The 23291-nt window shown below is 42.0% G+C and carries 17 protein-coding genes, 1 tRNA gene and 1 pseudogene; 10 read left to right on the forward strand and 9 right to left on the reverse strand.

What is annotated here, in order from left to right:
• Positions 1-216 precede the first annotated feature (216 nt).
• Positions 217-474, forward strand: coding sequence for a hypothetical protein (locus tag VB740_RS08990; protein WP_323199693.1), 258 nt, complete (start codon positions 217-219; stop codon positions 472-474).
• Positions 475-594: 120 nt separating this feature from the next.
• Here VB740_RS08990 and VB740_RS36760 read toward each other — a convergent pair.
• Together VB740_RS36760 and VB740_RS08995 are read right to left on the reverse strand one after the other, a co-directional pair.
• Positions 595-771 (reverse strand): annotated as a pseudogene (locus VB740_RS36760) (3-oxoacyl-[acyl-carrier-protein] synthase III C-terminal domain-containing protein); the annotation flags it as partial.
• A 91-nt stretch (positions 772-862) separates the two neighbouring features.
• Positions 863-935: transfer RNA gene (locus VB740_RS08995), tRNA-Val, on the reverse strand.
• Between the two features lie 154 nt (positions 936-1089).
• On the opposite strand from VB740_RS08995, the gene VB740_RS09000 reads away from it, so the two are divergent.
• From VB740_RS09000 to radC, 3 genes are all read left to right on the forward strand, one after another.
• The gene (locus tag VB740_RS09000) at positions 1090-1710 is read left to right on the forward strand and encodes a metal-binding protein (RefSeq protein WP_323199694.1); all 621 of its coding nucleotides are present in this window, start codon (positions 1090-1092) and stop codon (positions 1708-1710) included.
• Positions 1700-2521: a nucleoside triphosphate pyrophosphohydrolase gene (mazG, locus tag VB740_RS09005; protein WP_323199695.1), complete on the forward strand. Its 822-nt coding sequence runs from the start codon at positions 1700-1702 to the stop codon at positions 2519-2521. The genes VB740_RS09000 and mazG overlap by 11 nt, the downstream gene beginning before the upstream one ends.
• A 211-nt stretch (positions 2522-2732) precedes the next feature.
• Positions 2733-3464, forward strand: coding sequence for a RadC family protein (gene radC / locus VB740_RS09010; protein ID WP_323199696.1), 732 nt, complete (start codon positions 2733-2735; stop codon positions 3462-3464).
• A 119-nt stretch (positions 3465-3583) separates the two neighbouring features.
• Here radC and VB740_RS09015 read toward each other — a convergent pair whose 3' ends face one another.
• The 3 genes from VB740_RS09015 to VB740_RS09025 all read right to left on the reverse strand — a co-directional run bounded on the left by VB740_RS09015 (position 3584) and on the right by VB740_RS09025 (position 8254).
• A complete protein-coding gene (locus VB740_RS09015) occupies positions 3584-4375 on the reverse strand; it encodes an SDR family oxidoreductase (protein WP_323199697.1) in 792 nt (263 codons plus the stop codon).
• Between the two features lie 315 nt (positions 4376-4690).
• Positions 4691-6163: a lipase/acyltransferase domain-containing protein gene (locus VB740_RS09020; protein WP_323199698.1), complete on the reverse strand. Its 1473-nt coding sequence runs from the start codon at positions 6161-6163 to the stop codon at positions 4691-4693.
• A gap of 81 nt (positions 6164-6244) precedes the next feature.
• Complete coding sequence (locus tag VB740_RS09025) at positions 6245-8254, reverse strand: hypothetical protein (RefSeq protein ID WP_323199699.1); 2010 nt, start codon at positions 8252-8254, stop codon at positions 6245-6247.
• A gap of 731 nt (positions 8255-8985) precedes the next feature.
• On the opposite strand from VB740_RS09025, the gene VB740_RS09030 reads away from it, so the two are divergent.
• The 4 genes from VB740_RS09030 (at position 8986) to VB740_RS09045 (ending at position 13897) form a co-directional block, all read left to right on the forward strand.
• Complete coding sequence (locus VB740_RS09030) at positions 8986-10443, forward strand: NADH:flavin oxidoreductase (RefSeq protein WP_323199700.1); 1458 nt, start codon at positions 8986-8988, stop codon at positions 10441-10443.
• 65 nt (positions 10444-10508) lie between these two features.
• Positions 10509-11984, forward strand: a complete 1476-nt coding sequence (locus VB740_RS09035) for a cytochrome c (RefSeq protein ID WP_323199701.1) — start codon at positions 10509-10511, stop codon at positions 11982-11984.
• A 31-nt stretch (positions 11985-12015) separates the two neighbouring features.
• Positions 12016-13452, forward strand: a complete 1437-nt coding sequence (locus tag VB740_RS09040) for a c-type cytochrome (protein WP_323199702.1) — start codon at positions 12016-12018, stop codon at positions 13450-13452.
• Between the two features lie 7 nt (positions 13453-13459).
• Entirely contained in the window at positions 13460-13897 is a 438-nt protein-coding gene (locus VB740_RS09045; protein WP_323199703.1) for a hypothetical protein, read from the forward strand.
• A gap of 150 nt (positions 13898-14047) precedes the next feature.
• Here VB740_RS09045 and VB740_RS09050 read toward each other — a convergent pair whose 3' ends face one another.
• Positions 14048-15613, reverse strand: a complete 1566-nt coding sequence (locus VB740_RS09050; protein ID WP_323199704.1) for a sodium:proton antiporter — start codon at positions 15611-15613, stop codon at positions 14048-14050.
• 130 nt (positions 15614-15743) lie between these two features.
• On the opposite strand from VB740_RS09050, the gene VB740_RS09055 reads away from it, so the two are divergent.
• The gene (locus VB740_RS09055; RefSeq protein WP_323199705.1) at positions 15744-16745 is read left to right on the forward strand and encodes a DUF389 domain-containing protein; all 1002 of its coding nucleotides are present in this window, start codon (positions 15744-15746) and stop codon (positions 16743-16745) included.
• A 70-nt stretch (positions 16746-16815) separates the two neighbouring features.
• Positions 16816-18369: a cation:proton antiporter gene (locus VB740_RS09060; RefSeq protein ID WP_323199706.1), complete on the forward strand. Its 1554-nt coding sequence runs from the start codon at positions 16816-16818 to the stop codon at positions 18367-18369.
• Between the two features lie 328 nt (positions 18370-18697).
• Here VB740_RS09060 and VB740_RS09065 read toward each other — a convergent pair whose 3' ends face one another.
• The 3 genes from VB740_RS09065 to VB740_RS09075 form a co-directional block, all read right to left on the reverse strand.
• Entirely contained in the window at positions 18698-19258 is a 561-nt protein-coding gene (locus VB740_RS09065; protein ID WP_323199707.1) for a DUF3124 domain-containing protein, read from the reverse strand.
• A 75-nt stretch (positions 19259-19333) separates the two neighbouring features.
• Complete coding sequence (locus tag VB740_RS09070) at positions 19334-20011, reverse strand: TrkA family potassium uptake protein (protein ID WP_323199708.1); 678 nt, start codon at positions 20009-20011, stop codon at positions 19334-19336.
• Positions 20012-20203: 192 nt separating this feature from the next.
• Positions 20204-23209: an MFS transporter gene (locus VB740_RS09075; protein WP_323199709.1), complete on the reverse strand. Its 3006-nt coding sequence runs from the start codon at positions 23207-23209 to the stop codon at positions 20204-20206.
• Positions 23210-23291: the final 82 nt, after the last annotated feature.

Consider the following 23291-nt stretch of genomic DNA (forward strand, 5'->3'; position numbering starts at 1 on the left):
GCGCGAGAAAAACAGTGTCCTTCTTACAATCTCCCGTTTTTAAACGGGGGTTCCCGAACCTGCAACCCTATCCCCTACACCCTCTGAATTATCATGAATGCATGAGGTAAGCGATCGCCCCCTGACCCTATCGGTTTTTTTCTCCGAGCGCCGTAGGTATCGCTTGAATTGCTGCAAGAAGTTGTTGTACTCTGTTTTTAGAGTTCGGGCTTGCAGATGAACATAGGAATAATCGAGCCAAAAAGTAGCGGGTTTTTAGAAGTAATGCCGGAGGGTGAAGGCAGCGACTATTGGCAGATTGCCGCCGTACACATCAATGGTAAAGCTTTCTGCCCTAGCCCAAAGCTTTACCGCTCAGAACAGGCGGCATTAAGAGTAGCTGCAAAAATTTATGATTGGATAGCTGAACACGAACACCAAATCAGTGATGGGGCTTCCTACTGCTCTGATTTGAAGTTGTCCCTGTGGCATTAAGCAAAACTATCTTAATTGCCCTTGTGATTCAGCTTTTTCTCTAATAATTTTAGGTGAGGCGATCGCTATTTCGTAACTTTTATTATAAAATTTTTAAGCATCATTGCTTGGTTAGTGTCTCTAATACTTTAGAGTTAACGCTGCCCATGAAAAACCAGCAGCACTACTAGCTAAAACCACAAGATTCCCAGGTTTTATTTTCTTTGACTCTAGAGTTTTAGCCAAGCCAAACATGGTATCTACAGCACCTAGATGACCATATTCAGGCAAAGAAATGAATGTCTGGTCATCCTTTAAATTTAAAGACTTACTCTGCCGTAGTTAAGGAATACCACAATTCAAAAAGGCTAGAAACTCATTTAATTGTTTCTAGCCTTAATTTTTTTAATGGGCAGTACCAGACTCGAACTGATGACATCCTGCTTGTAAGGCAGGCGCTCTACCAACTGAGCTAACCGCCCTTTTGTCTAATCCTTAATTAATATAGCAAAACATTTAGCATTGCGCTAGTAGTTTTAAGAAATTCTTTTTTTCTCTTATACTGACTCAGTGAGAACTCTGATCGGCATAAGCCGTTGCTCAGAAGTTCGGTGATTCAGTTACTCAGGATTTAGGATGCCCTCTGGTCGGACGCACGATCGCATTACTATGTATGCTCTGCCGTTCGTGGCGGGCGTTACTTTCTGGCAAACTCGCAGTAGCAATGCGACTTTGTTTGTTGCAGGCGGGTTTCTATTTGGAGGGCTGATGTTTGGCCCGGATTTGGATATTTACTCTGTGCAATTTCAACGCTGGGGTTTCTTGCGCTGGATTTGGCTACCTTATCAAAAAAGTCTGCGGCATCGTTCTTTTTTATCCCACGGGCCGATTATTGGCACGATTTTGCGGATACTTTATCTGGGGTGTTTGCTAGCTATCTTGGCAATTTTCGTTTTGGCAATTGCCGAAAGGTTGTGGAATCTAAGCTTTACTTGGCAGGATTTGGGACAAACTGTGGGGCGATCGCTCCTGCAATACAATACTGAATATATCGCCCTGTTTTTGGGGTTGGAACTGGGTGCGATGAGTCATTCTCTCAGCGATTGGGGAGGTTCGGCATACAAGCGCTTTCAAAAACAGGGCGTTCGGGGGTTGCTTCCTAGTGGCAAAATTAAGAAGCGTAAAGTTACAAGTCGCAGTAGTCGTCGAGCTACAGTTACCAGAAAGAGCAACGGAAGAACGACAAATGACAAATGACAAAGTTGATACTTTGGCGGCGTTGCAGGAATTAATTGAGGTGGTGGCGAAATTGCGATCGCCTGATGGTGGTTGTCCTTGGGATTTAGCTCAAACTCCCGAAACGCTGACGCCTTATGTGATTGAAGAAGCTTATGAGGTGGTAGATGCAATTAAGAGTGGGGATAAAAGTGCGATCGCAGAGGAGTTAGGCGATTTATTATTACAAGTGGTACTGCAAGCCCAAATCGCTAGCGAATCTGGGCAATTTTCCCTCAAAGAAATAACTCAGGGGATTTCCCAAAAGTTGATTCGCCGTCATCCCCATGTATTTGGTGATGTGTCGGTCACAAGTGTGGATGAGGTGCGGCAAAATTGGGAACAAATCAAAGCTGCGGAAAAAGGCGAAGTATCTCCAGACGCGCAAAAACTCAGTGCTAAACTTGGTCGTTATGGGCGTACCCTTCCCCCACTGACAGCAGCGATGAAGATTTCTCAAAAGGCTGCGGCTATTGGGTTTGAATGGGAAAATATTCAGGGCGTCTGGGATAAGTTTCATGAGGAGTTGGCGGAGTTCCAACAAGCTTTAGCCGAGGAAACACCAGAAAGACAACAAGCAGAATTAGGTGATTTACTATTTGCAGTTATTCAGCTAGCCCGTTGGCATGATCTTGACCCCAGCGCCGGTTTGCAAGGCACAAATCAGCGATTTGTCCAGCGATTAGAAAAAATGGAAGCAGTTGTAGATCGTCCCCTTTCCGATTACAGTTTGGATGAGTTAGAAAACTTGTGGCAACAGGCAAAAGCCCAACTTGCGAAAGAAGGCTCATGAGTTAATTTATATTATGGCGTTGCTGATTCCATGTATGAAAATGATTTTGCATAATACCAAAATCCTTGTAGAGACGTAGCGCTGCTACGTCTCTACATCCAGATTCATACTTGTCAAAATTAAAGATTTTCTCAAATAAAGATGATTTTGAGAGCAAACAAGGGATAACTAAAGATGTAACTATCTTTAGTGGCTATTCTCTTAGTTTCCTATGACCTATTGCCTTAGAATTGCCGACCTTCCTACAAATGAGCGTCCGCGTGAGCGATTAATGACGCATGGTGCCAAAATTTTAGCCACAGCAGAGTTAATCGCAATTCTTCTAGGTACTGGTCAAGGGCCGGGAAAACTCTCTGCTGTAGGTTTAGGACAATATATTTTGAGCGAATTAGGCAAACACCAACGTGATCCTTTGGCAGCTATGCGGGAAGTTACCCCTACTGAATTGATGCAAATTCCTGGTGTTGGCCCGGCGAAAGCGACAAGTATCTTAGCAGCAATTGAATTAGGCAAACGTGCCTTTCAATCTCGCCCTTCAGAAGGCACATTAATTGATAGCCCACTTGCTGCTGCTGCTACCCTCAGTCAAGATTTAATGTGGCAGATACAAGAACGTTTTGCAGTGGTGCTTTTAGATGTTAAGAATCGCTTATTGGGTACGCAAGTAATTACCATTGGCACAGCAACTGAAACCCTAGCCTCTCCCCGCGAAATCTTTCGAGAAGTTATTCGCCAAGGTGCAACGCGGGTAATAGTTGCCCACAACCATCCTTCTGGAAACCTTGAACCCAGCCAGGAAGATATAGAATTGACACGTCAGTTGTTAGCAGGGGCGCAGCTTTTGGCGATTCCGGTACTAGATCATCTGATTTTGGGTAATGGCAATCATCAGAGTTTACGGGAACTGACAACCTTGTGGGATGAGCATCCACAGGGAGATTAAAATAATTCGTAATTCGTAATTAAAGACTTATGAGAATTGCAACACGCAGATCCCGGACTTCTTTAAGAAGTCCGGGATCTTGTTTCTGCGCGTTTGATTTAGGATTGCTATGGTAAAATTTACTTGCTTTCCTGCATATTTCTGACTAGTTTAGTCACTAGCTTTCTGGGAGTAAATCTTACAGATTCTGCAAGGAGCTTATTTTTAATTCCAGGAACGACAACAGTTTTGTTTTCTAATAGACCACGATAGCCGATTTGGGCTACTGTTTCCGCAGTCATAATTTTTTGACCGCTTACTAGCTTTGAGTCTTCCATTGCGGCTCTTTGTTGAAAACCAGATTCGGTAGGCCCTGGACAAAGCGCCGTTACAGAAACACCTGTATCTTCTAACTCATTAGCGATCGCTTCTGTGAATGATAATACATAAGCTTTACTAGCGTAGTATACTGCCATCAGCGGCCCTGGTTGAAAAGCAGCAGTCGAAGCCACGTTTAATATTTTTCCAGACCCCTGCTTCACCATACCTTTTAGGAATAACTTGGTTAAATGTGTGAGACATACAACATTAACCTGTAGTAATTGCATTTCAGCATTCAGGTCAATTTCGTGAAATAATCCGTAGGTAGCAAACCCAGCATTGTTTACCAGCACATCAACTCTGATAGATGCTTGTTCTAGCTCAGTGAAAATTTCTTCTGGGGCTGATGGATTTGATAAATCCTTAGAAATAACTTTGACATCAATGCCAAATTTATTTTTAAATTCATCAGCGATTTTATTCAGCTTGTCCACGCTTCTAGCTACCAACACCAGATTGTAACCATCTTGAGCAAATAACTTTGCAAATTCATAACCGATGCCGCCAGATGCACCAGTAATAAGAGCCGTTTGTTTGCGATTACTCTGCATATTTTTTTCTTTCTTAACAGATTAAAAAATGAATCATGAGTTATTAGTTGTTATTAACTTAACGCTTTTTAACCTTAATTATTCTCTCTTCATAATACTTAAAAAGCGCTAATTAATTTAAACTAATCACTGACTACACAACCAGCATTCCCCACACTACTACTGACAGCAGATTTAAAATTAGTCAAGTACACAAGCTAAGTCTTAAAGCCAGATATTTTACTTCTGAATTCTAACTCTTAAATTCTGAATTCTGACTCCTGTTAGCGGATAGCTAAGGTTTAGCCCATTCTGACTCCTGAATTCTGCTGTAATTTATTGCCATCGTGAAATTTCCAAGCGGACTGCCACATTTTGACCTAAGACTCTTTGCCCACGTTCAGGCAGGGGAACGTATGCAACATATACATTTGAACTGGATTCTGAAGTGGGACTTAAGTTCGTTATTGGCTCTTTTTCAACGGAATTCCAACTGTATTTAGCCTCATAAGTACCATCTGTTGCGACAACATCAGTAATTAGATAGTCAGTCCACAAAGGCACTTGGTCGAGATGACTGTCACGTAGCCAATTGGTCTCTTGTTTTGTGAAAGAATGTAGTGCTAAACGCAGGGCATATCTACACACATTATTATCACTAGCTGAGTTTTTTGGGATTAAAAAGGCTGTAAACAGAGGAATGGGTTTATCTGTTCTGGTTAACTCTTGTGTGATTGGGCAATAATGAGCGATCGCTTGTTCATATATAGGAGTAGGAAGGCCACGCAAAGCAACCCTAGTTTCTAGTTGATAAAAATTATTGTTCTGTTCTTTTAAATCGACATTACTCAGAGACAGTTTCACCTGAATATCACCGAACAAAAAGCGTTGCAAATTTTGATAACCTTCTTCCGAGTTTAATATACCATAACGCCCACCATGAGCGCGATGAATATATGCACGATGAGATCCCGTGATGTAGGCTTTGTCAATCTGAACTAAACCATCACTTTTCACCCCGACAGCCTTTCGTGAAAGACCCAAAGCCTCTTCATAATCATGTGCATTAGTGCCGATTAGAGAAAAGACGCGGTTTGGCGAAAATGCATTCTCTATACTTTGTAATTTTTGTAGCTGAAAATTATTAGGTAATTTATCGGTTGGCTTAACATAAGGTGTTAAATACTGGTACATCCTTTGGGGGCCAAAATCATCAGAATTATTCAATTGAAACCTGTCCCTCAGTTCTTCCAGCAAGCCACTTCCGACTTCAAAATAAATGCCACCATGAGGTGTACCGTAGGTAAAGAATTTATCAATGTGATGGGCAGCTTGCTCACCTTTTTCTGGATAAATCTTTTGAATCAAGCTACGACAAACAAGACCTCCCATTGAGTGGGCGACAAGATAAATTTTGTCTGCACCCGTCGTTTGCTTGACGTTTTTGATCAAGTCTCTTAAACCCTTTGCTATCTCCTCCATCTCCTGACGAACTACGCTTGAGGAGCCAAAACTAGGTGTAGTTACATCATAAAATCGGTAGATCCAAATAGTTTTATGAAGTTGCTCAGACAATCTTTTAATCTGATTGCTCACATTCTGATTGTCAACAATCGGTTGATAACCATGATCGGTCATTAGCCGCAGTAATGGACTCTCAAAAACAAACTTTTGGGGATTTTCTTTCTGATCTACTCGAATATGTGATGAACCACTATTGAAGCCATAAAATGGATCATTAACTGCTTCTTCAATATCTTTTTGCGTCCCTGCATATCCACGAACAAAGATTATTGGTAAATACTGCATCTATATCCTCACTATTTAATAAATATTTTTGCTCGTTCCCATATTTAACCTGGGAACGAGTGCAGCATCCAGACAAGTGTCTTAGAAAGTTTTCACAAACTCAATTAGGGCTTTCTTGTCTTCATCTGGCAGATTTGAGCCAAAATAATGACCCTCATCTTCAACGAAGTCGGGAGATTTGTTGGCTCTTAAAAGCACACGTGCCAACTTATCTTTGATTCCACCGCCCGGTTTCAAGTCTTGGAAAAGACTGCTGAGATTGAGAGATGTAATCGCCTCTCTAATATTAATGCTTGCCAGCAAATTCACAGGCGTACCTTTAGGAATAGGAATCCTAAATCTCGGATTTGGATCTCCTGGAGGAAGCTCTAATTTAGTATCTTGAGATGTCCTGCTGATAATTCCCTCACGCTTTTCAGGCCACAGCAACTTTTCCATAGCATCCGTATAGGCTTCCACACGTCCTTTCACTGAAGGATCTTCGTTGTAAAGTCCTAGTGTGTTGTTGTGCAGAAGTGGTGCTGTTGCCCAAATACTAACTAGCGAAGGTGTGCGGTAATATCCCAAACCGCCATCTGGTATTTTAAATTCGATGGGTTTTTTCTGATCGAAGGGGTTGTATAGTATCAAATTACCTGGTGAGGGTAGTTCTTTGTAGGTTTTAGATGAGAACTGATCCCAAATATGCCCCTTAGTGGCATTTGTCCCTAGCGATCGCGCCGCATTGGTACCAATTAGTGTAACTGGATAACGCTGGTCATCAGACAAGAAGTTGTGGTCGAGAAAATTACTACTGAGTACAGACTCTTCATACCATTTCTGAGCCTGTTCGGGGTCAACAGCAATTTCAGCAGGTGGCTTTTTGCTGGAATGGCAACCAGCACAAGTACTAGCAAAAACCAGTTTGCCACGTTTGAGAACTTCCTCATCTTTGCTTAAGAACTCTTCACCACCCGGTGCATCTTTTAAGTGCATCGGCTTGATGGTTTTCAAGAATGCTTCGGCATCAGCCATGCGTGCTTCTGTCTGTCTCCAGTCTTCGCACTCTTTCCGCGCCTTTTCGATATCAAAAGGTTTTTGGGGAGTTCTGCCTAATAAAGGTTCATGGAGAGTCGTCCAGTAATCGCCGCACATCCCAATATTGACGTAGACGCGTAGTGAGGCATTTGCCACTCCTGTAGAGTCCGCACCATCCTTGAGAATATGATTGACATCCTTGATTGAACCATCGTTCATCACTTCTGGATATGTGGGGCGATCGCCTAAATTAAAAATGGCATTGATCGCATTCGGATTGTTGATGTGATCGTTACCAATCCGAGAAGTATCAGATGTACCCGGCCTTTGAGAGTCAAGTACTTGCTTAACAAAACTATTTTCCCTAACACTGGATGCAAATAATTTGCTTTCCTTGATGTATTGATTACCCAATGCTGCTACGAGGTTTTCCCATTTCGGGTGTTCCTTGTCTTTGGGTGGGTTGAGAGGATCTAACGCTACATGACAGATGGCACAAGACTGTCCAATGACGTATGGAGGCTCAACTTGTGAAGTTTTGGCATATTCAACAGGGTTCCATTTTGCCGAGTCAAACTTGGGATTTTGGAACTTACGCAACCCAATAACGCCTGTTGAAAGTGGATCTTTGCATTTATCTAGCCACAAACCGTATTTATCTGGTGTTGTTGCTTTCTCACATCCAGGATCGTTAATAGCGCCATAGCGTTGGAATCGCTCATCATGCACACGCGAGTCAATCAGCTTTAGCAAGTCAACACCGCCATGTGTCCGCTTCGCTAAATCACGATAGTACTTAGAATTACCGCCAGTCCATAAGTACCAAGTACAACGGCCCCGTTTCTCGGCATCTGTCAAATTCTCTACTTTGTAGTCTGGAAGATAACCGATACCTTCACAGTTATCAGGGTATTCAGATACACCCGTATCCGAATGGCTAGTACTTATGGATGTAGGTGTTTCACTATACTCATCAGCTAAAGCTGTAGGCGTTCCATAAAAGCCACAGACTATAAACATAGTCACGAATAAGAGGAGCAGACAGCCCTTAAAAATTAGACTTGTCTTTTTCATAAAACTCTTTGTTTGTAAGACCTAAACCTTCTTTGCAGCACCTCACATTTGCAGAGGTACACTAATACTTCATCACTAATTTCCCATTTTCCAGATTTAGTCTTGGGATATTTTGATGATTTTAAATGTACCTTACTGAGGTTCGTTATATATGAACTTACTACACAAGTTTGCAAAACGTCATCAATAAACTTTTATACATTTTTAACCTAAAAATTTAAAAATTTGTAAACTTACAATAGTGTTCAATAATCAATTTGCTATGGTTATATCCATTCCCTAGGTACTTGGTTAAGTTTGTAACAAATTGTTAGAAGCTAATTTTAAGGTTGACTTAACCTTTTAAGAGAAATAAAGACGAAAGTTTTCATTTTTCTTAAGATTTTGTTTGTTCATGTTGTAGGTTTACAAACTGCAAAAGACTTTATATAACTGTAAAAACCAATAAGGATAAAACCAATTCGCAATTCGCAATTAAACTAAGCCCGACACTAGGGGTGGGGTTTTTACCTACCTTGCGATAAAAGGACTGTTTCGCCCACCAGGGGCGAGGTTTTGAAACTTCACTTTTTGATCAATAAACATCTATGGTGAAACTTGGTAGGAAAATATAAGTAACAAAAACTTAATACTTAGCGATCGCATCCGAAAACCTCCACTGTAGATTTGTAGACATAAAACATTACCCTCCCAGAGACACTAGAAATCATAATTCTCTGGCGAGGCTATTCGTGCTAAGAAAAATTCTGACACCTAATTTTATTGCCGAAAAAACACAAAAGACAGAGGAACAGATGGAAAACGATATTATCTTTGAACCCTTGAGATTCCGTAATCTCACAGTAAAAAATCGGATCTTTCGCTCTAGTATTTCTGGAAGATGGGATAACTATGATGGTTCAGGAACCCAAGCCCGAATCAACTGGGAAGAAAAGTTTGCTCGTGGTGGTGTAGGGGCTATTATTACTTCCTTTGTACCAGTCGCCATCCGGGGAAGAATTATGCCCAATTACGCCACCATTGACTGTGATGAGCGCATTCCTTTTTGGCGAAAAGTCGGCGAAAAAGTCCACGAATATGATTGTAAATTTATCTTGCAATTAAGTCATTCGGGGCGACAGCAGGATATTGCCGGTATAGAAAACTTAGGAAAAAAAGCGTTAAGTTCCACTAGCCAAACTGAGGCATTTCACGGATTTTTGTGTCAAGCTATGACACTAGCAGAAATTAAAGAAACAATCCAACACTTTGCCGATGGTGCTAGGCGTGCCCGTGAAGCAGGTTTAGATGGAGTAGAATTGCACAGTGCTAATGGATATCTTTTTAACCAATTTCTCAGTTCTGGAATTAACGATCGCCAAGATGAATATGGTGGATCATTAGAGAATCGAGCGCGGTTTCTGCTAGATGTAATTAGAGCAATTCGTAAAGAAGTAGGTAATGACTTTCATCTGCAATTTAAAATTAGTGCCGTTGACTATAACAACGCCGTCACCTTTTGGGAAAAACCAGGTAATACCATAGAAGATTCGATCCAAGTTTGTAAATGGGCAGAAGAAGCTGGGGCTGATGGCGTCCATGTGTCAACTGGTAGTTTATTTCCTCACCCACTCAATCCCATTGGTGACTTTAATTTTGATGTTATTACTAGAACTTATGATGCGATGTTGTCAAGTGGCATTGAAACTACACGCAACTACATTTTATTTCGTAAGTCATTTTTACACCCACTTTTCAATCTTTTATGGAACCGTGTGAAAAAGCAATTACCTCCTCAAGCATTTAGTGGCGATGATGTAAAAGACCCCAAAATTAAGCAGTTATTAATAGAGAACCAAGGCAGAAACTTACTAGATTCCAGAGAAATTAAAAAACACGTTAATATCCCCGTATTATGCACTGGTGGTTTACAGCAAGCTTCATATATTCGTCAGGCAATTAACGATCAGTATTGTGATGGCGTCACAATGGCTCGTACCCTAATTGCTAATAATTACCTAGTTAAATCTTTTCAAGAAGGTAAAGACCTAGCAGATAAACCTTGTACTTATTGTAATAAATGTCTGTTGAATGTAATAGAAAATCCCTTGGGTTGTTACGAGCAGGATCGCTTCAATAGCTATGAAGAGATGATGGAAGAAGTAATGTCAGTCTTTCATCCAACTCAGTTTGCCAATTCATCTAAATAAAAAGCGATGGGTATCACATTGACAATTTCGCTTACAGATAATATCGACAATATGGGGAGTGTTTTATGACTGAACAAACTAACCCTACCTTACTTTCTACCCCAGTCAAGGGAATAAAGGGCATCTTCCGGCGGATTTGGGTTGTGATTGTGGGTGTTGCAGCAGTAGCAGTATTTTTATTGTGGCCTGTTTTATCTAACTCCCCAGTGGATTATGCTGACATAGAAAACCACTTTAAATATGGTTCAATTGGCAGCGAACCCATCAATGGCATCCCTTACTGGATTTGGAAAGTTTTACCAGAATTATTCCCAGATAAATTACCTGGAAAAGGTTACACTTCTCTGGGATTTATCAAAGAACCTGACAAAGATTTGCCTATAGGTTTTTCGCAACGCCGAGTCTTTATTGATCGAGTTGGGTTGAATTGTGCTGTATGTCATACAGGAACACTGCGAAATACCCCTAATAGTGAACATCAAGTCATGACTACGATGCCTGCTAATGTGCTGAATTTGCAGGGATATATCAAATTTTTATCAGCAGTTGGTGTGGATGAGCGCTTTACTGCTAACCGGATGTTACCAGAAATTGAAAAAATTAGTGGTGGTCTTAATCCCATTGAAAAATTACTTTATCGCTTCATTGCAATTCCCCAAACTAGAGATGCACTAATTAATCAGGCATATCGACTTAAGTTTGTGGAAGAACAGCCAGATTGGGGGCCAGGAAGAGTAGATACTTTTAATCCTTATAAAGCAATTCAATTCCATTTTCCAATGGATAAATTGCGTGAAGATGAACTAATTGGTACTTCTGATTTCCCCTCAATTTGGAATCAAAAACCCCGCGAGGGATTGCAGTTACATTGGGATGGTAATAACACATCTGTTGATGAACGTAATAAAAGTGCAGCCTTAGGAACTGGAGTCACACCCACAACAATTGATTTGCCTCGAATTCAGAGAGTTGCTGATTGGCTGTGGGAACTACCACCACCCAAATATCCTTATGAAGTTAACGAAACTTTAGCGGCTACAGGAAAACCACTTTTTGAAAGTAATTGCGCTAGTTGTCACGCTTTTGGTGGTGCGTATACAGGCAAAGTTGTACCAATTCAAGAAATTGGTACAGACCCTCATCGCCTAGATTCATTTACTTATGAAACCATCTCTAACCAAAATACGCTGTATGCAGGTTATCCGTGGCGCTTTAAGAATTTTCGCAAGACTAATGGCTATGCGAATATGCCTCTTGATGGTGTTTGGTTACGCGGCCCTTATTTGCACAATGGTTCAGTCCCTACCTTACGGGATTTACTAGAAAAACCAGAGAACAGACCACAAGAATTTTATCGGGGCTACGACGTTATCGATAGAGAAAAAGTTGGTTTTGTCTCTGATGTAGCCGAAGAAAATGGTAAAAATTACTTCAAGTTTGATACAAAACTTGATGGTAACAGTAATAGCGGTCACTTATACGGCGTTGATCTTTCCCCAGAAGAAAAAGATGCGATCGTTGAGTACATGAAGAAACTTTGAAAAATATTTTAGCGAGAAAAAACCTAAGTTTATGGCAATACTTAAGTCAAAATTAGGGAAAATAATCACCTCAATTGCTGTAGTTATTGTCCTTCTTTTTGGGGTTGTGGGTTATGTGGGATGGTACAACCTTTTCCGCGAAGTTCCTAGGGAAGTTTATGAGTTACCAGAGGATCATTTTAAATATGGTTCTATTGGTACAGAACAAGCGCAAGGTGTACCGTATTGGATTTGGTTAGTATTACCACGCATATTTCCCGATAAGCTACCAGGCCCAGGCGGTTATACTTCTTTGGGAATTACCTGGGAAGAAGGTAAAGAGCTACCAGTCGGTTTTTCTAAAAAAACAATTGGATTTCCCAGAGTTGGGATAACTTGTGCTGTTTGTCATCATGCTACTTATCGAGAAAACCTCAAAGATAAGCCAACAATTATTGCAGCTGGGCCTGCTAATAGATTTGATTCGCAAGGCTATATCCGCTTTCTTGGTAATGCTGCTAGTGACCCCAGATTTGAACCGGATTATATACTTGATGAAATCAAATATAGTCATGAGTTTAGCTGGTTAGAAAACCTGCTTTATCGTTTTATAATTATTCCCCAAACAAAAAAAGGGCTGCTACAACAAAGTGCAGACTTTGCTTGGACTGATTCTCGTCCTAATTGGGGGCCAGGTAGAATTGACCCGTTTAATCCTGTGAAGTTCACTACTTTAAAGTTGCCTAAAGATGACACCATTGGTAACTCAGATATGATGCCTTTGTGGAATGAAAAGCAACACCAAAACTTTGCCCTGCATTGGGATGGTTTAGAAACTTCGCTGCGAGAAACGGTGCAGACTGGAGCGATTGGTGACGGTGCAACTAAAGAGTCTCTACCAGTAGAGGATCTGCAACGGGTAGAAGATTATATTTCGGAACTTCCGCCTCCTAAATATCCGTTTGCAGTTGATGATCAAATAGCTACACAAGGAAAAGCAATTTTTAACAATACTTGTGCATCTTGTCATGCATTTGGCGGCGAAAGGACTGGTAAGGTGATTCCTGTTGAAGAAGTGGGAACTGACCGCCACCGTCTAGATATGTGGACGCAGCAAGCAGCAGATACTTACAACAAATTTGGCGATGGTTATGCTTGGGACTTCAACCAGTTGCGGAAGACCAATGGTTATGTTTCTGTCTCTCTTGATGGTCTTTGGTTAAGAGCGCCTTATCTCCATAATGGTTCGGTGCCATCCCTACAAGACTTGTTAGAAAAACCGGAGGATCGTCCCCAATCTTTTTATCGAGGATTTGATGTCTATGACCAAAACAAAGTTGGCTTTATTTCCGAAGGAGAAGAAGCGCAACGTGTAGGTTTTAAATATGACATTAGTGTTCCTGGTAATAGTAACCAAGGACATATCTATGGCACTGATTTACCTGTCAAAGATAAACAAGCATTAGTCGAATACTTAAAAACTTTGTAGCCAAGTTATGAACAAATATGCTGTTTGGTTCCGGGCGATCGTCTGGTTAGGTGTTATCCAAAACTGCGTCATGGGTATACCCGCTATTTTTGCACCGAGTTGGTTGCTGGAATTACTCCACCAAAGACCTACCGAAGACCCGATATGGACTTCGTTTGCTGGCTTGCTAGTGGTTCTGCTGTCGCTGTTCTACATTCCGGGAGGAAATGACCCGTACCGCTACACATCTAATGCGGTACTAGCAATCTTTGCGCGATCGCAAGGAGTCATTTTCTTTTTCTTTCTTTACCCCAACGTTTATCCCGTCTTCGGGATTATCGACTTGGTGTTTTTCTTGTTCCAAACACCACTGTTGATACTGACTATGCTCAACAAACCTCAAGCTTCTACGCCGGATAACGATGTTTTAAAGTATGGCGGGTCTACCTACAAAGAAGTAACTTGAAGTTGCTTGTTAGGTGGAACTGATTTTTAGATCACAAAGATGTGATAAATCATTACCAAGACGCGATAAATCGCCGTCTCTACAACAATTAGTCTTTTGTAGAGACGGCGATTTATCGCATCTCTTGCCTTAACCGAACATTATTGGAAATCAACCTTCTTTTTGATTCGGCAAAACACCCTCAAGCATAGATTGTAATTCTTTATTTAACCGACCAGATTTGACAAATTCTGCATAAGTATCTGCCTCAATTGCCAGCAGTTCTCCTCGGAATTGTTCTGTTGTAAAGCTCTGAAGATTGGGATATTCACCCTGTAATTTGTCAATTTCTATCCGTAAATCTGCAAGTTCACCTTTGATTAGTGTCTCTTGATAACGGCGAAACTCTGGGTCAATACCTGGGCGTTTGTCTGCCTGGAGATGTTCTAGAACGCGTTCTAAGGCAACATGACGGGCAACGAATTCTAAATATTGCTCACGTAATGGTGCATCACCTAGCAAATTGAGTTTCTCTAGCAATGGTTTGATGGTTAATCCTTGGACAAGTAGAGTAAATAAAACTACTCCAAATACCGTTGCAATGATTTTTTCTCGCTCTGGTAATGTTACTGGTACACTCAATGCCAAGGCAATGGAGACTGAACCGCGTAATCCTCCCCACCAGAGGATAGTTTGGTCTGGTAACGAAATGTCCGATTTGGTGATGCTAGTACTAAATCTGGTGAGAATCAAAATAGCAACTGCTCTCATCAAAATCATTGCTACCACTGTCACCATAATGATTTGCAGGTTTTCGCCTAAACTAGCAAAGCGTATTTGGTCGCCAATTAGCAAGAAGACAATGGAGTTAACAAAGAATGCCAAAAATTCCCAAAATTCGGAGACAATAATGCGGGTGCGGGGATTCATCCCTATACGAGAGCCAAAGTTGCCCAAAATTAAACCTGTGGTGACAACTCCAATTACCCCAGAACCGCCCAAGTCTTCAATAATCAGGTAAGTGCCGTAGGCGGAAACTAGGGTTAAGGATTGCTCGACTAAAGGCAAATCGAAGCGCTGGGTGAGGTAAGAAATCCCAAACCCAATGAAAGCTCCCACCCCTACACCGACTCCAACAACTGTAAATAACTGCAATACAATGGGCTGGAATTCCAATTCCACAGTTCCCAAAGATAAGGCCACCAAAAAACTAAAGGCAACTACAGCCATACCATCATTGAATAAGCTTTCGCCTTCCATTAAGGTGGTAAGACGACTACCTACGCCGAGTTGGCGGAACAAAGCGGTGACAGAAACCGGGTCAGTGGCAGATAGACTGGCGGCGATGAGTAAAGCTGTAGTTAGGGAAATACCAACGAATTGATTGAGAGCGATCGCTACGCCTGCTATTGTAATTAACACCCCGAACACTGCATACAAGCAAATTGGCACTAAATCTCGCTTCAATTCCGCCCATTTCAAATTCCATGCAGCTTCAAATAGCAGCGGTGGTAAGAAAATGAACAAAATTAATTGGGGAGAAAGGGTTACTAAACGCACATCCACCAACGCCAAACCTAACCCGACAATCACCAGTAGCAAGGTGTAAGGTATATTGCGAAACCAGCTAAATATCTGCGGTAGTGTCGCCACACCTAAAGATACCGAAAGTACCAACAGAAATTGCTTGAGATTATTTGTAATGACTTCCTCTGCGATCGCGGATTCAAGCACCATAGGGAAATTCCTGATATAACTTTGCATTTATCCTCATCTGAAAATAATCAGATGACACCAGCTTAATGTAAGGCTTTAATTAACAGAGATTGAATATTTTACAGTTAACCGAGTATTTAGGAGAAAGGTCTTGGGTAATAACATTCGAGATCGCTTTAAAAATTTCCGTCGCCGGGGTTCGCAGCCGGAACAACTTCAAGAGCTACATACAGACTTGCTGGCAGAATCAACCCTAGACTCAGCTTACATAATTTTAATTATTAGCTCCTGTGCGATCGCTACTTTAGGTTTATTGTCCAACAGTGCGGCTGTGATTATCGGCGCGATGATTATTGCACCTCTGATGTTACCAATTCGTGGTTTAGCTTTTGGTGCTTTACAAGCAGATATTACCTTGTTTCGCAAGGGGATGATTGCTGTAGCAGTGGGTACTATATTAGCGGTGGCGATCGCCTTTACTCTGGGTTTGCTGGTGGGGTTGTCTAGATATGGTAGTGAAATACTGGCTAGATCAAGACCAACACTATTAGATTTAGGAATTGCGGTAGCTGCTGGTGGTATCAGTGGCTACGCGAAAGTTGAGACAAAAATCTCTACTAGTTTAGCGGGAACTGCGATCGCTGTTGCCCTTATGCCCCCCATTTGTGTGATTGGCTTAGGCTTGGCACAAGGAAATTGGTCACTCAGTTTCGGGGCAACTCTACTTTATCTCACCAACTTATTAGGTATTGCTCTCTCCTGTATGGTGACGTTCTTAGTAGCGGGTTACACTTCAATGGCGCGGGCCCGTCAGCCCCTAATTTGGACTATGGTTTTGACGGCTATCCTGGTAATTCCCTTGGGAGTCAGCTTTGTTCGACTTGTACGACAAGCACAACTAGAAAATAGTCTACGACGGGCGTTGTTAAATCGAACTGTCACCTTTGGACGCTTGCAGTTGCTCAATAGCAATACCAATTGGTTGACAAATCCCCCAGAAGTGCGTTTGAGCGTCCGAGCAAAAGAACCTGTCACACCTCGGCAAGTAGAATTATTAGAAGAATTTGTCAAGCGAGAGATGGGGCAAACATTCACTCTAATTTTTGAAGTTGGTCAAGTGGAGGAAATTAGAAGTTCTGAACCTCAACGCTAAAGTTGCTAATTTGACATGAATGACGAGAGAATCTATCAGTCAAGTTAAACTAACTTTCTAAAACGTCATAGTGGATGTTACTGAATTAATCAAAGTTTCAATTATTCTCTTGCTGCTTGCTACAGGTGTAGCTCTGCTGTCCCGACGGTTGCGAATCCCTTATGTTACGGGTTTAGTATTAGCAGGTTTGCCAATCACTGAGCTATTATCTCGTCCGATTGGTTTAAATCCCACCCTTGTATTGAATCTTTTTTTGCCAATTCTCATCTTTGAAGCTGGTATTAATACAGATGTCAGCCGCCTACGCAGCACCTTTAAACCAATTGCCCTGCTAGCTGGGCCAGGGGCTGTGCTTTCCAGTGGTATTATTGCCTTCCTGTTGAAATATGGGCTGGGATTGAGTTGGATACCTGCGTTATTTATCGGAGTAATTCTGGCAAACACTGATACTGTTTCCATGATTGCTGTATTTAAGGATATACCAGTGCCCTCCCGGCTTTCCAGCATCGTTGAAGGAGAAACTCTATTTAATGATGCAGCAGCCCTAGTTTCCTTCAACTTGATTTTACAAGTATATTCAACAGGCTCACTCACATTTCTAGAAGCAATCCAACAACTACTATTTATCTCTTTAGGAGGCTGCCTAGTAGGGTTAGTCTTGGGCTACTTGAGTATCCCTGTATTTGCCCGTTTAGATGATCCCCTTAGCAGCCTGTTACTGACAGTTGCAGTTGCATTAGGAACTTTTCAGGTAGGGCAATTTCTCGGTGTATCGGGTGCTGTGGCTGTAGTTGTTGCGGCATTAATTTTCGGGAATTTAGGGCTTTATCGGAATACTTCTGCTTCTAGCCGCATCACCTTGTTAAGTTTCTGGGAATATGCCAGCTTTACTGTCAACACCTTTATTTTTTTGCTGATTGGTGTAGAAATAGACCTGGTAACGCTCTGGAGAACTTTACCTGCAATTCTATTTGCAGTTTTGGCTTATCAAGTCGGGCGAGTTCTTTCAGTCTATCCGTTATTAGCAGGGGTTCGTTGGATTGACCGCCCAATTCCGTTGCGCTGGAAACATTTACTATTTTTAGGCAACATCAAAGGTTCACTCTCAATGGCTTTGGCGTTGAGCTTACCTACTACATTACCAGGGCGAGAAGTCTTCATAGCTATTGTCTTCGGCTGCGTGTTGGTGTCGTTAGTGGGACAGGGTTTAAGTTTGCCTTGGGTGGTAAAACGCTTAAAATTATCTAAATTTTCTGAAGTTCAACAACAGGTTGAAGAGTTGCAAGCCCAGTTGATAACGGGTAAAGCAGCACAAGATGAATTAGATAGCCTGTTGAAATCAGGTGTATTACCAAAAGCCGTTTATGAAGAGATGCGTTCAGCTTATCAGGTACGAATTGCTGGTGCAGAAAAGACACTGCGAGAACTTTATAATCGTCGCCCTGATGAGGTGGAAGGTGGAAGTGGCAAGAGCAGTAAACTTGAAGCCATTCGCCGCCGTTTACTGTTGGCAGAAAAAGGAGCGCTCAATGAGGCAATGCGGAAGCGAATTCTCTCAGAAGAAATTGTGCGCGGGCGGATACAAACTCTTGATGAACAATTGCTGAAGCTTGAAGATGATTAAATATAGGGTATTGGGCATTGGGCATGGGAAAGAGGCATTGAGGATAGTCTGGCCTTTGTCGATGAACCTTTTAGTTTTGGCTGATTAGGAGCTGTTGCTTCCAGCTACAATACTTTTCAGTTAAGGGTTATGGGTGTAGATGATTCGTTTTTGAAGACGCGATAAATCGCCGCCTCTACAAAGAATGGACTCATCAATTATTCCTTTACAGACTACTATTTCCGACTTGTATGTACACCGTAGTTGCCAAGGGGAGGGGTGCAATGATTGTGGAAATCATAACTAATTACCCGGACATGATCAGGACTTACGAATTACGAATTACGAATTATTTTAAAGGCGATCGCTTATCGTTATTTTGATTTTTAATCGCCCTACCAGGACTGATAAAAGAAATTCCTTGCTGAAAGTCAGTACCAATCATGACTGCCTCCACTATAGGCTCGGATATTTCTGTTTGAGCTACCCACTCAACAATAAAGTTTGCGCCTAAACCTCCACTGGTGTCATTTCTATTTATAAAAAAATCTGTCGAGGCTAGCGCATCAAGTTGAATAGGACGCTCCAAATACTGTTTAATTAATTTCCCTTCTGAGTTGTAGTAGCGCGCAGAAGTAATAACGATCGGATTGGTCATATCTGTGTTCCGAACACTAAGGGTAACTGCTAACTCGAAAATTTCCTGCTTATTGTGATGATAGATATGGGAATAGACAGGAACATATATAGTTTGACCGCTTGCTATCTTAAAATTTTTATCTAGCGTCACTACTTTTTGAACTGGGATTGCTTGAGTAGCAGCGGATTGTGACTTGAGTGAAATATTTGTTGATTGACAAGATACAAGAAAAATAACAGCGATCGCTAAAATATATGGATATGGTTTCATCAAAACTATTTACACCCATTTTTTATACCTGTGTAGCTAATCCCACCTAATAAAGAGTTTCGGTAGGCATTGCGCTCAACATCTTTGTTCAATAAAATCAATGACTTGATGTAAAGATCCTGGTTTAGTCACAATTAGCACAGTTGAATGAGGTTCCAGTATTGTACTGCCGTTAGGAATTATCAAATCTTCATGAGGATGGGATTGATAGCCAATAATTAACGAACCAGTAGGAAATCGGGTATCTTGAGCGATTTCGGCAACGCTACGCCCAGCAACATAGCAATTGTTTGGGATGGCAAGTTTCAGAACCTCAATCTGTCCTTGCTCAAAATGCATCATTGATTCCACTTGCGGATACTCGATGGCATTCACCATTGTTGAAACTGATAATTCAACAGTACTAATAATATGGTTAGCTCCAGCTATCCGCAGTGGTTCGGCAAAATCGGGGTGGCGCATTCGACTCAAAATATGGGTGACACCGTAGTGTTTAGCAAGAGTTACCATTGCCAAGTTTAAGGCATCACTTCTGAGAACTGCTGCCAAGGAGCCGGCTTTGCGAATCCCAGCTTCTAACAATACTTCTGTACTTACAGCACTGCCTTCAAAAGCCATTGCTCCTACTTGTTCACGGGCATAGCGGCAAGCGATAGGGTCAATGTCAATTACGGCAACAGTATGCCCCAATTCTACTAGTTTTTGCGCCAAACTTAAGCCTACTAAGCCGGCTCCACCAATTAATACGTACATGAATATTCTTGATGCTCTTTTCCAGTTCCTATTCCACTTTACAAGTTAGCAAAGGAATGGAAATGTAGCTTGACGAGAGATACTTTCAACTTCTGGGAATTTGACACACTCATCGTCCTGAAGGAGCGGGGAAACACTTGACCTTCAATGACTGACGCTGCCGAAGCAGTCTTACTCTGTAAGCAGTTAGGTTTATTTGTAGTGATTGAATTGGTATTTTTCGAGTAACTCTTTAACTTGAGCGGCCACCAATGGATGTGAATCTTTTTGTAACTGGGGGAGGATTTGCAAAAGGACGCGATGTGAAACCATATTTAAATATGCGATCGCAGCTTCTCTAACAAAACCGGTTGGATGACGTAAACTCACTAAAATCTCCGAACTTGTCAATCGGATGCGACTCACCTGAGCAAAATGAAAACAGCAAGCTAGGCACCAGTCAGAAAGGAAGTTACCCAACATCAGCAATCTGTGGAGGCGATCGCTAACTACCATGCTCTCATATTCTACGAGCTTGGCTTCTACCAAATGTTGCAATTTTTCTGGTTCCGGTCGGTTGTCTAAAATATTTAGTAATAAAGACTTTGAAGACAAGGTTACGGTATGCTCTAGGATTTCTAACCCCCGCGCTAAGTTTACCACTGAGAGCGATCGCAGATTAAATGCTGCTGCCTGCATCTTTTCTGGTGAATAAAGCAGTTTCAATAGCAGTAGCAGCCGCTCTTTTACATCCAATTCCAATTCTAAAAGGGCGCGTTGCAGTAATTCAGAGACAATCACCATCCTCTCACTGGATTGATATTTTTCTTTTTCGTAAAGTGTTTGGAAGTCAATATATGCGGCGTAAATCTCGCCTAAAAACTTTAATTCCTGCTTAATTAAATTTTCTACCCGACTTTCATAAAACCGATCCACTAAACCTGTAATTCCTGGTTGTTTATGTATTTTTAGTAAGCTGCGAAGAATATGATCCCTAGTTATACCCCAAGATGTTTCCAAGTTTTCCCATAAAGTCTCCAATGCCTCTTGCGTACCAATTTGAGCAATGGTACGCCAAGCGTACATCCGCACTACTTCTGGTTTGTAAATATTGGTAGCCAAGCGCAACAGCATTTCTATAGCTTCATTTTCCAGTCGCACTAGGGATGACATTGCTGTACAGCGCGTTGATTTGTAATAAAGTGCTGCAATCAGTGCCGAATAATACTCTTCTAAATGGGTTGCTGCAATCATTTCCAATACGGCACAGCGCACCCGTAACGACTCATCTTGTAATAAATTCGGGATGTGAATCCGCAACGCCTGCAAATAAACTGCTTCTCTGAGCGCTCGAACTCCATTCACCCGTTCCCGTTCTTGCTTATGAGTCAACATCCGGCGCATGGTTTTGGTAGCAGCTACCTTTTGCATGGGTGTTCCCTGGCGTAAGACTAAAGCGGCGGCGGTAGCGCGGATGAGTGAGTTTTGTCGGGGGTTCAGGTATTCTTCTAGGATGCTTAAATTGGGATTTGGTTCAGCCAGCCAAACGTAGCGCAGTGCTAGGGCGAAAACTTCAGGGTTAATATCTTGGGGTTGTTCTAACAAAGGACTGATGGCAGATAGATAAGCAGGATTTGCACCTGCCATCAGCATTACCTCCAAACTTTGGCGCTGCAAATCTGGGCTTAACTTGAGTAATAGAGGCGCTAAAACTTCCGCAGATCCTTGGGGGTCAATTTGAGCCAAAAGTTCAATACAAGAACGTTTATCAGCCTCGCTGCCTTTTTCTGCTAAAGCTTTGACTACCCCTTGCTTAAAGAATTTTAAGCCCACATTGGTAGCGCTCAAGTGACCCCGCGCCACACTTAAGACTAACAGTTCAACATAACGCGATCGCAATTCCCAAACTACTGTTAAACAAGTGCCAGCTATCAGCATCGTTTCTGCTACTAACACCCACTTTTGCAGTGGTACGGGTACAAACCGCCCACAAAATAATAGAGTTGCAAAAATTAGCGCTCCTGTCAAACCTGTAGCGATCGCTTCGGCTGTTCCACCAGATAAAGTCTGCATCCGGCTGCGAATTGCCTCTGGAATCGGTTGGTAAAGAATGGGGCCGCTACTCATAACAAAGGTGTAGCGCAGCAGTTCATCGCAGAATTTGATAACTATCAGACCCAAAAAAAAGCTTTGCGATTGCATCGCTGGAATTAAATGTAGAAATAGCAGCACTCCTGGTAGTGAAAAGCCTACGGTGATTGGTAAAAGTGTGGCTGTGAAAAATACCCCCATCCGTTCGATGAGTCGGCTGGAAATAAACCACTGTAACAACAACTCACACAGTCCTAACATGCCACCAAAAAGACCTAAGAAACTGGCGAGTTCTCGGTCGCTCAAATTGGATTTGAGTTCGCGTAGATATTGGAAATCTATTAACAATCCAATGACTTGCAATAGTCCCACAAAGGCAAACAATTGCCAAACATAGCGCTTCAGCGGACTTTTAATGAAACGCTGTCGTGAAGCTTGTTCTTCATGAATTATTCTTTGTGGGGTTTCAGGAAAAGCTGCTCGATAATGATGAGTTAAATAGAATAGAATCCCCGATCCTAATAAAATCACTACACAGGCGATGAGGATGATTTTATTCAGCGTGGCGTATTCCAATAGCCAAGGCAAACTAAAGCCACTGATTACATCTGCTACTAAAAGGCCACTACTCACTAGTGGGTAAGTCCGCTTAATCTCGCGAATGTTAAATATTTGGTTAGCGACGATGGAAGTGTTGAGGTCATTGACTACATAAAGTGCATCTACCCATAGCCGCAGCATAAATACCGAAATCACTGCCAGGTAGGAAAAATGCGCTCCCCAACGTAATACAACTAATAGAACTAATGGCATCAACATGCAAGGTGCGATCGCTACAATCACCCGGCGTAAGGGAAAAATCTTTTGCAGCCAAGAGTATAAAAAAACTAGCCCTGCACTCATTACGGCACTGGCAATATACATCCAAGGCAGTAGGTTAGTGCCATATTCATCCAAAAACAGCGCCACCGTACTGTCCTCTGCCCACCGCAATCCTACAGATACAGTTGTGTAAAAAACAAACATTATCTGTGTACGTTCGCTCTCCTCTGGTCGGAGATTCACCCACTGTAGTAGTCGTGGTAAAGCAACTTTGTTTGCAGCCAACCAGTGATTTTTCAGTTCCATGCAGTTTTAGTTTCTGGTAGTATCACCGCGTAATTGGGAGCGGGGGGGGCAGGGGAGGCAGGGGGAGCAGGGGAGGCAGAGG

The organism is Nostoc sp. UHCC 0251 (assembly GCF_034932245.1).
Classification (GTDB): domain Bacteria; phylum Cyanobacteriota; class Cyanobacteriia; order Cyanobacteriales; family Nostocaceae; genus Nostoc.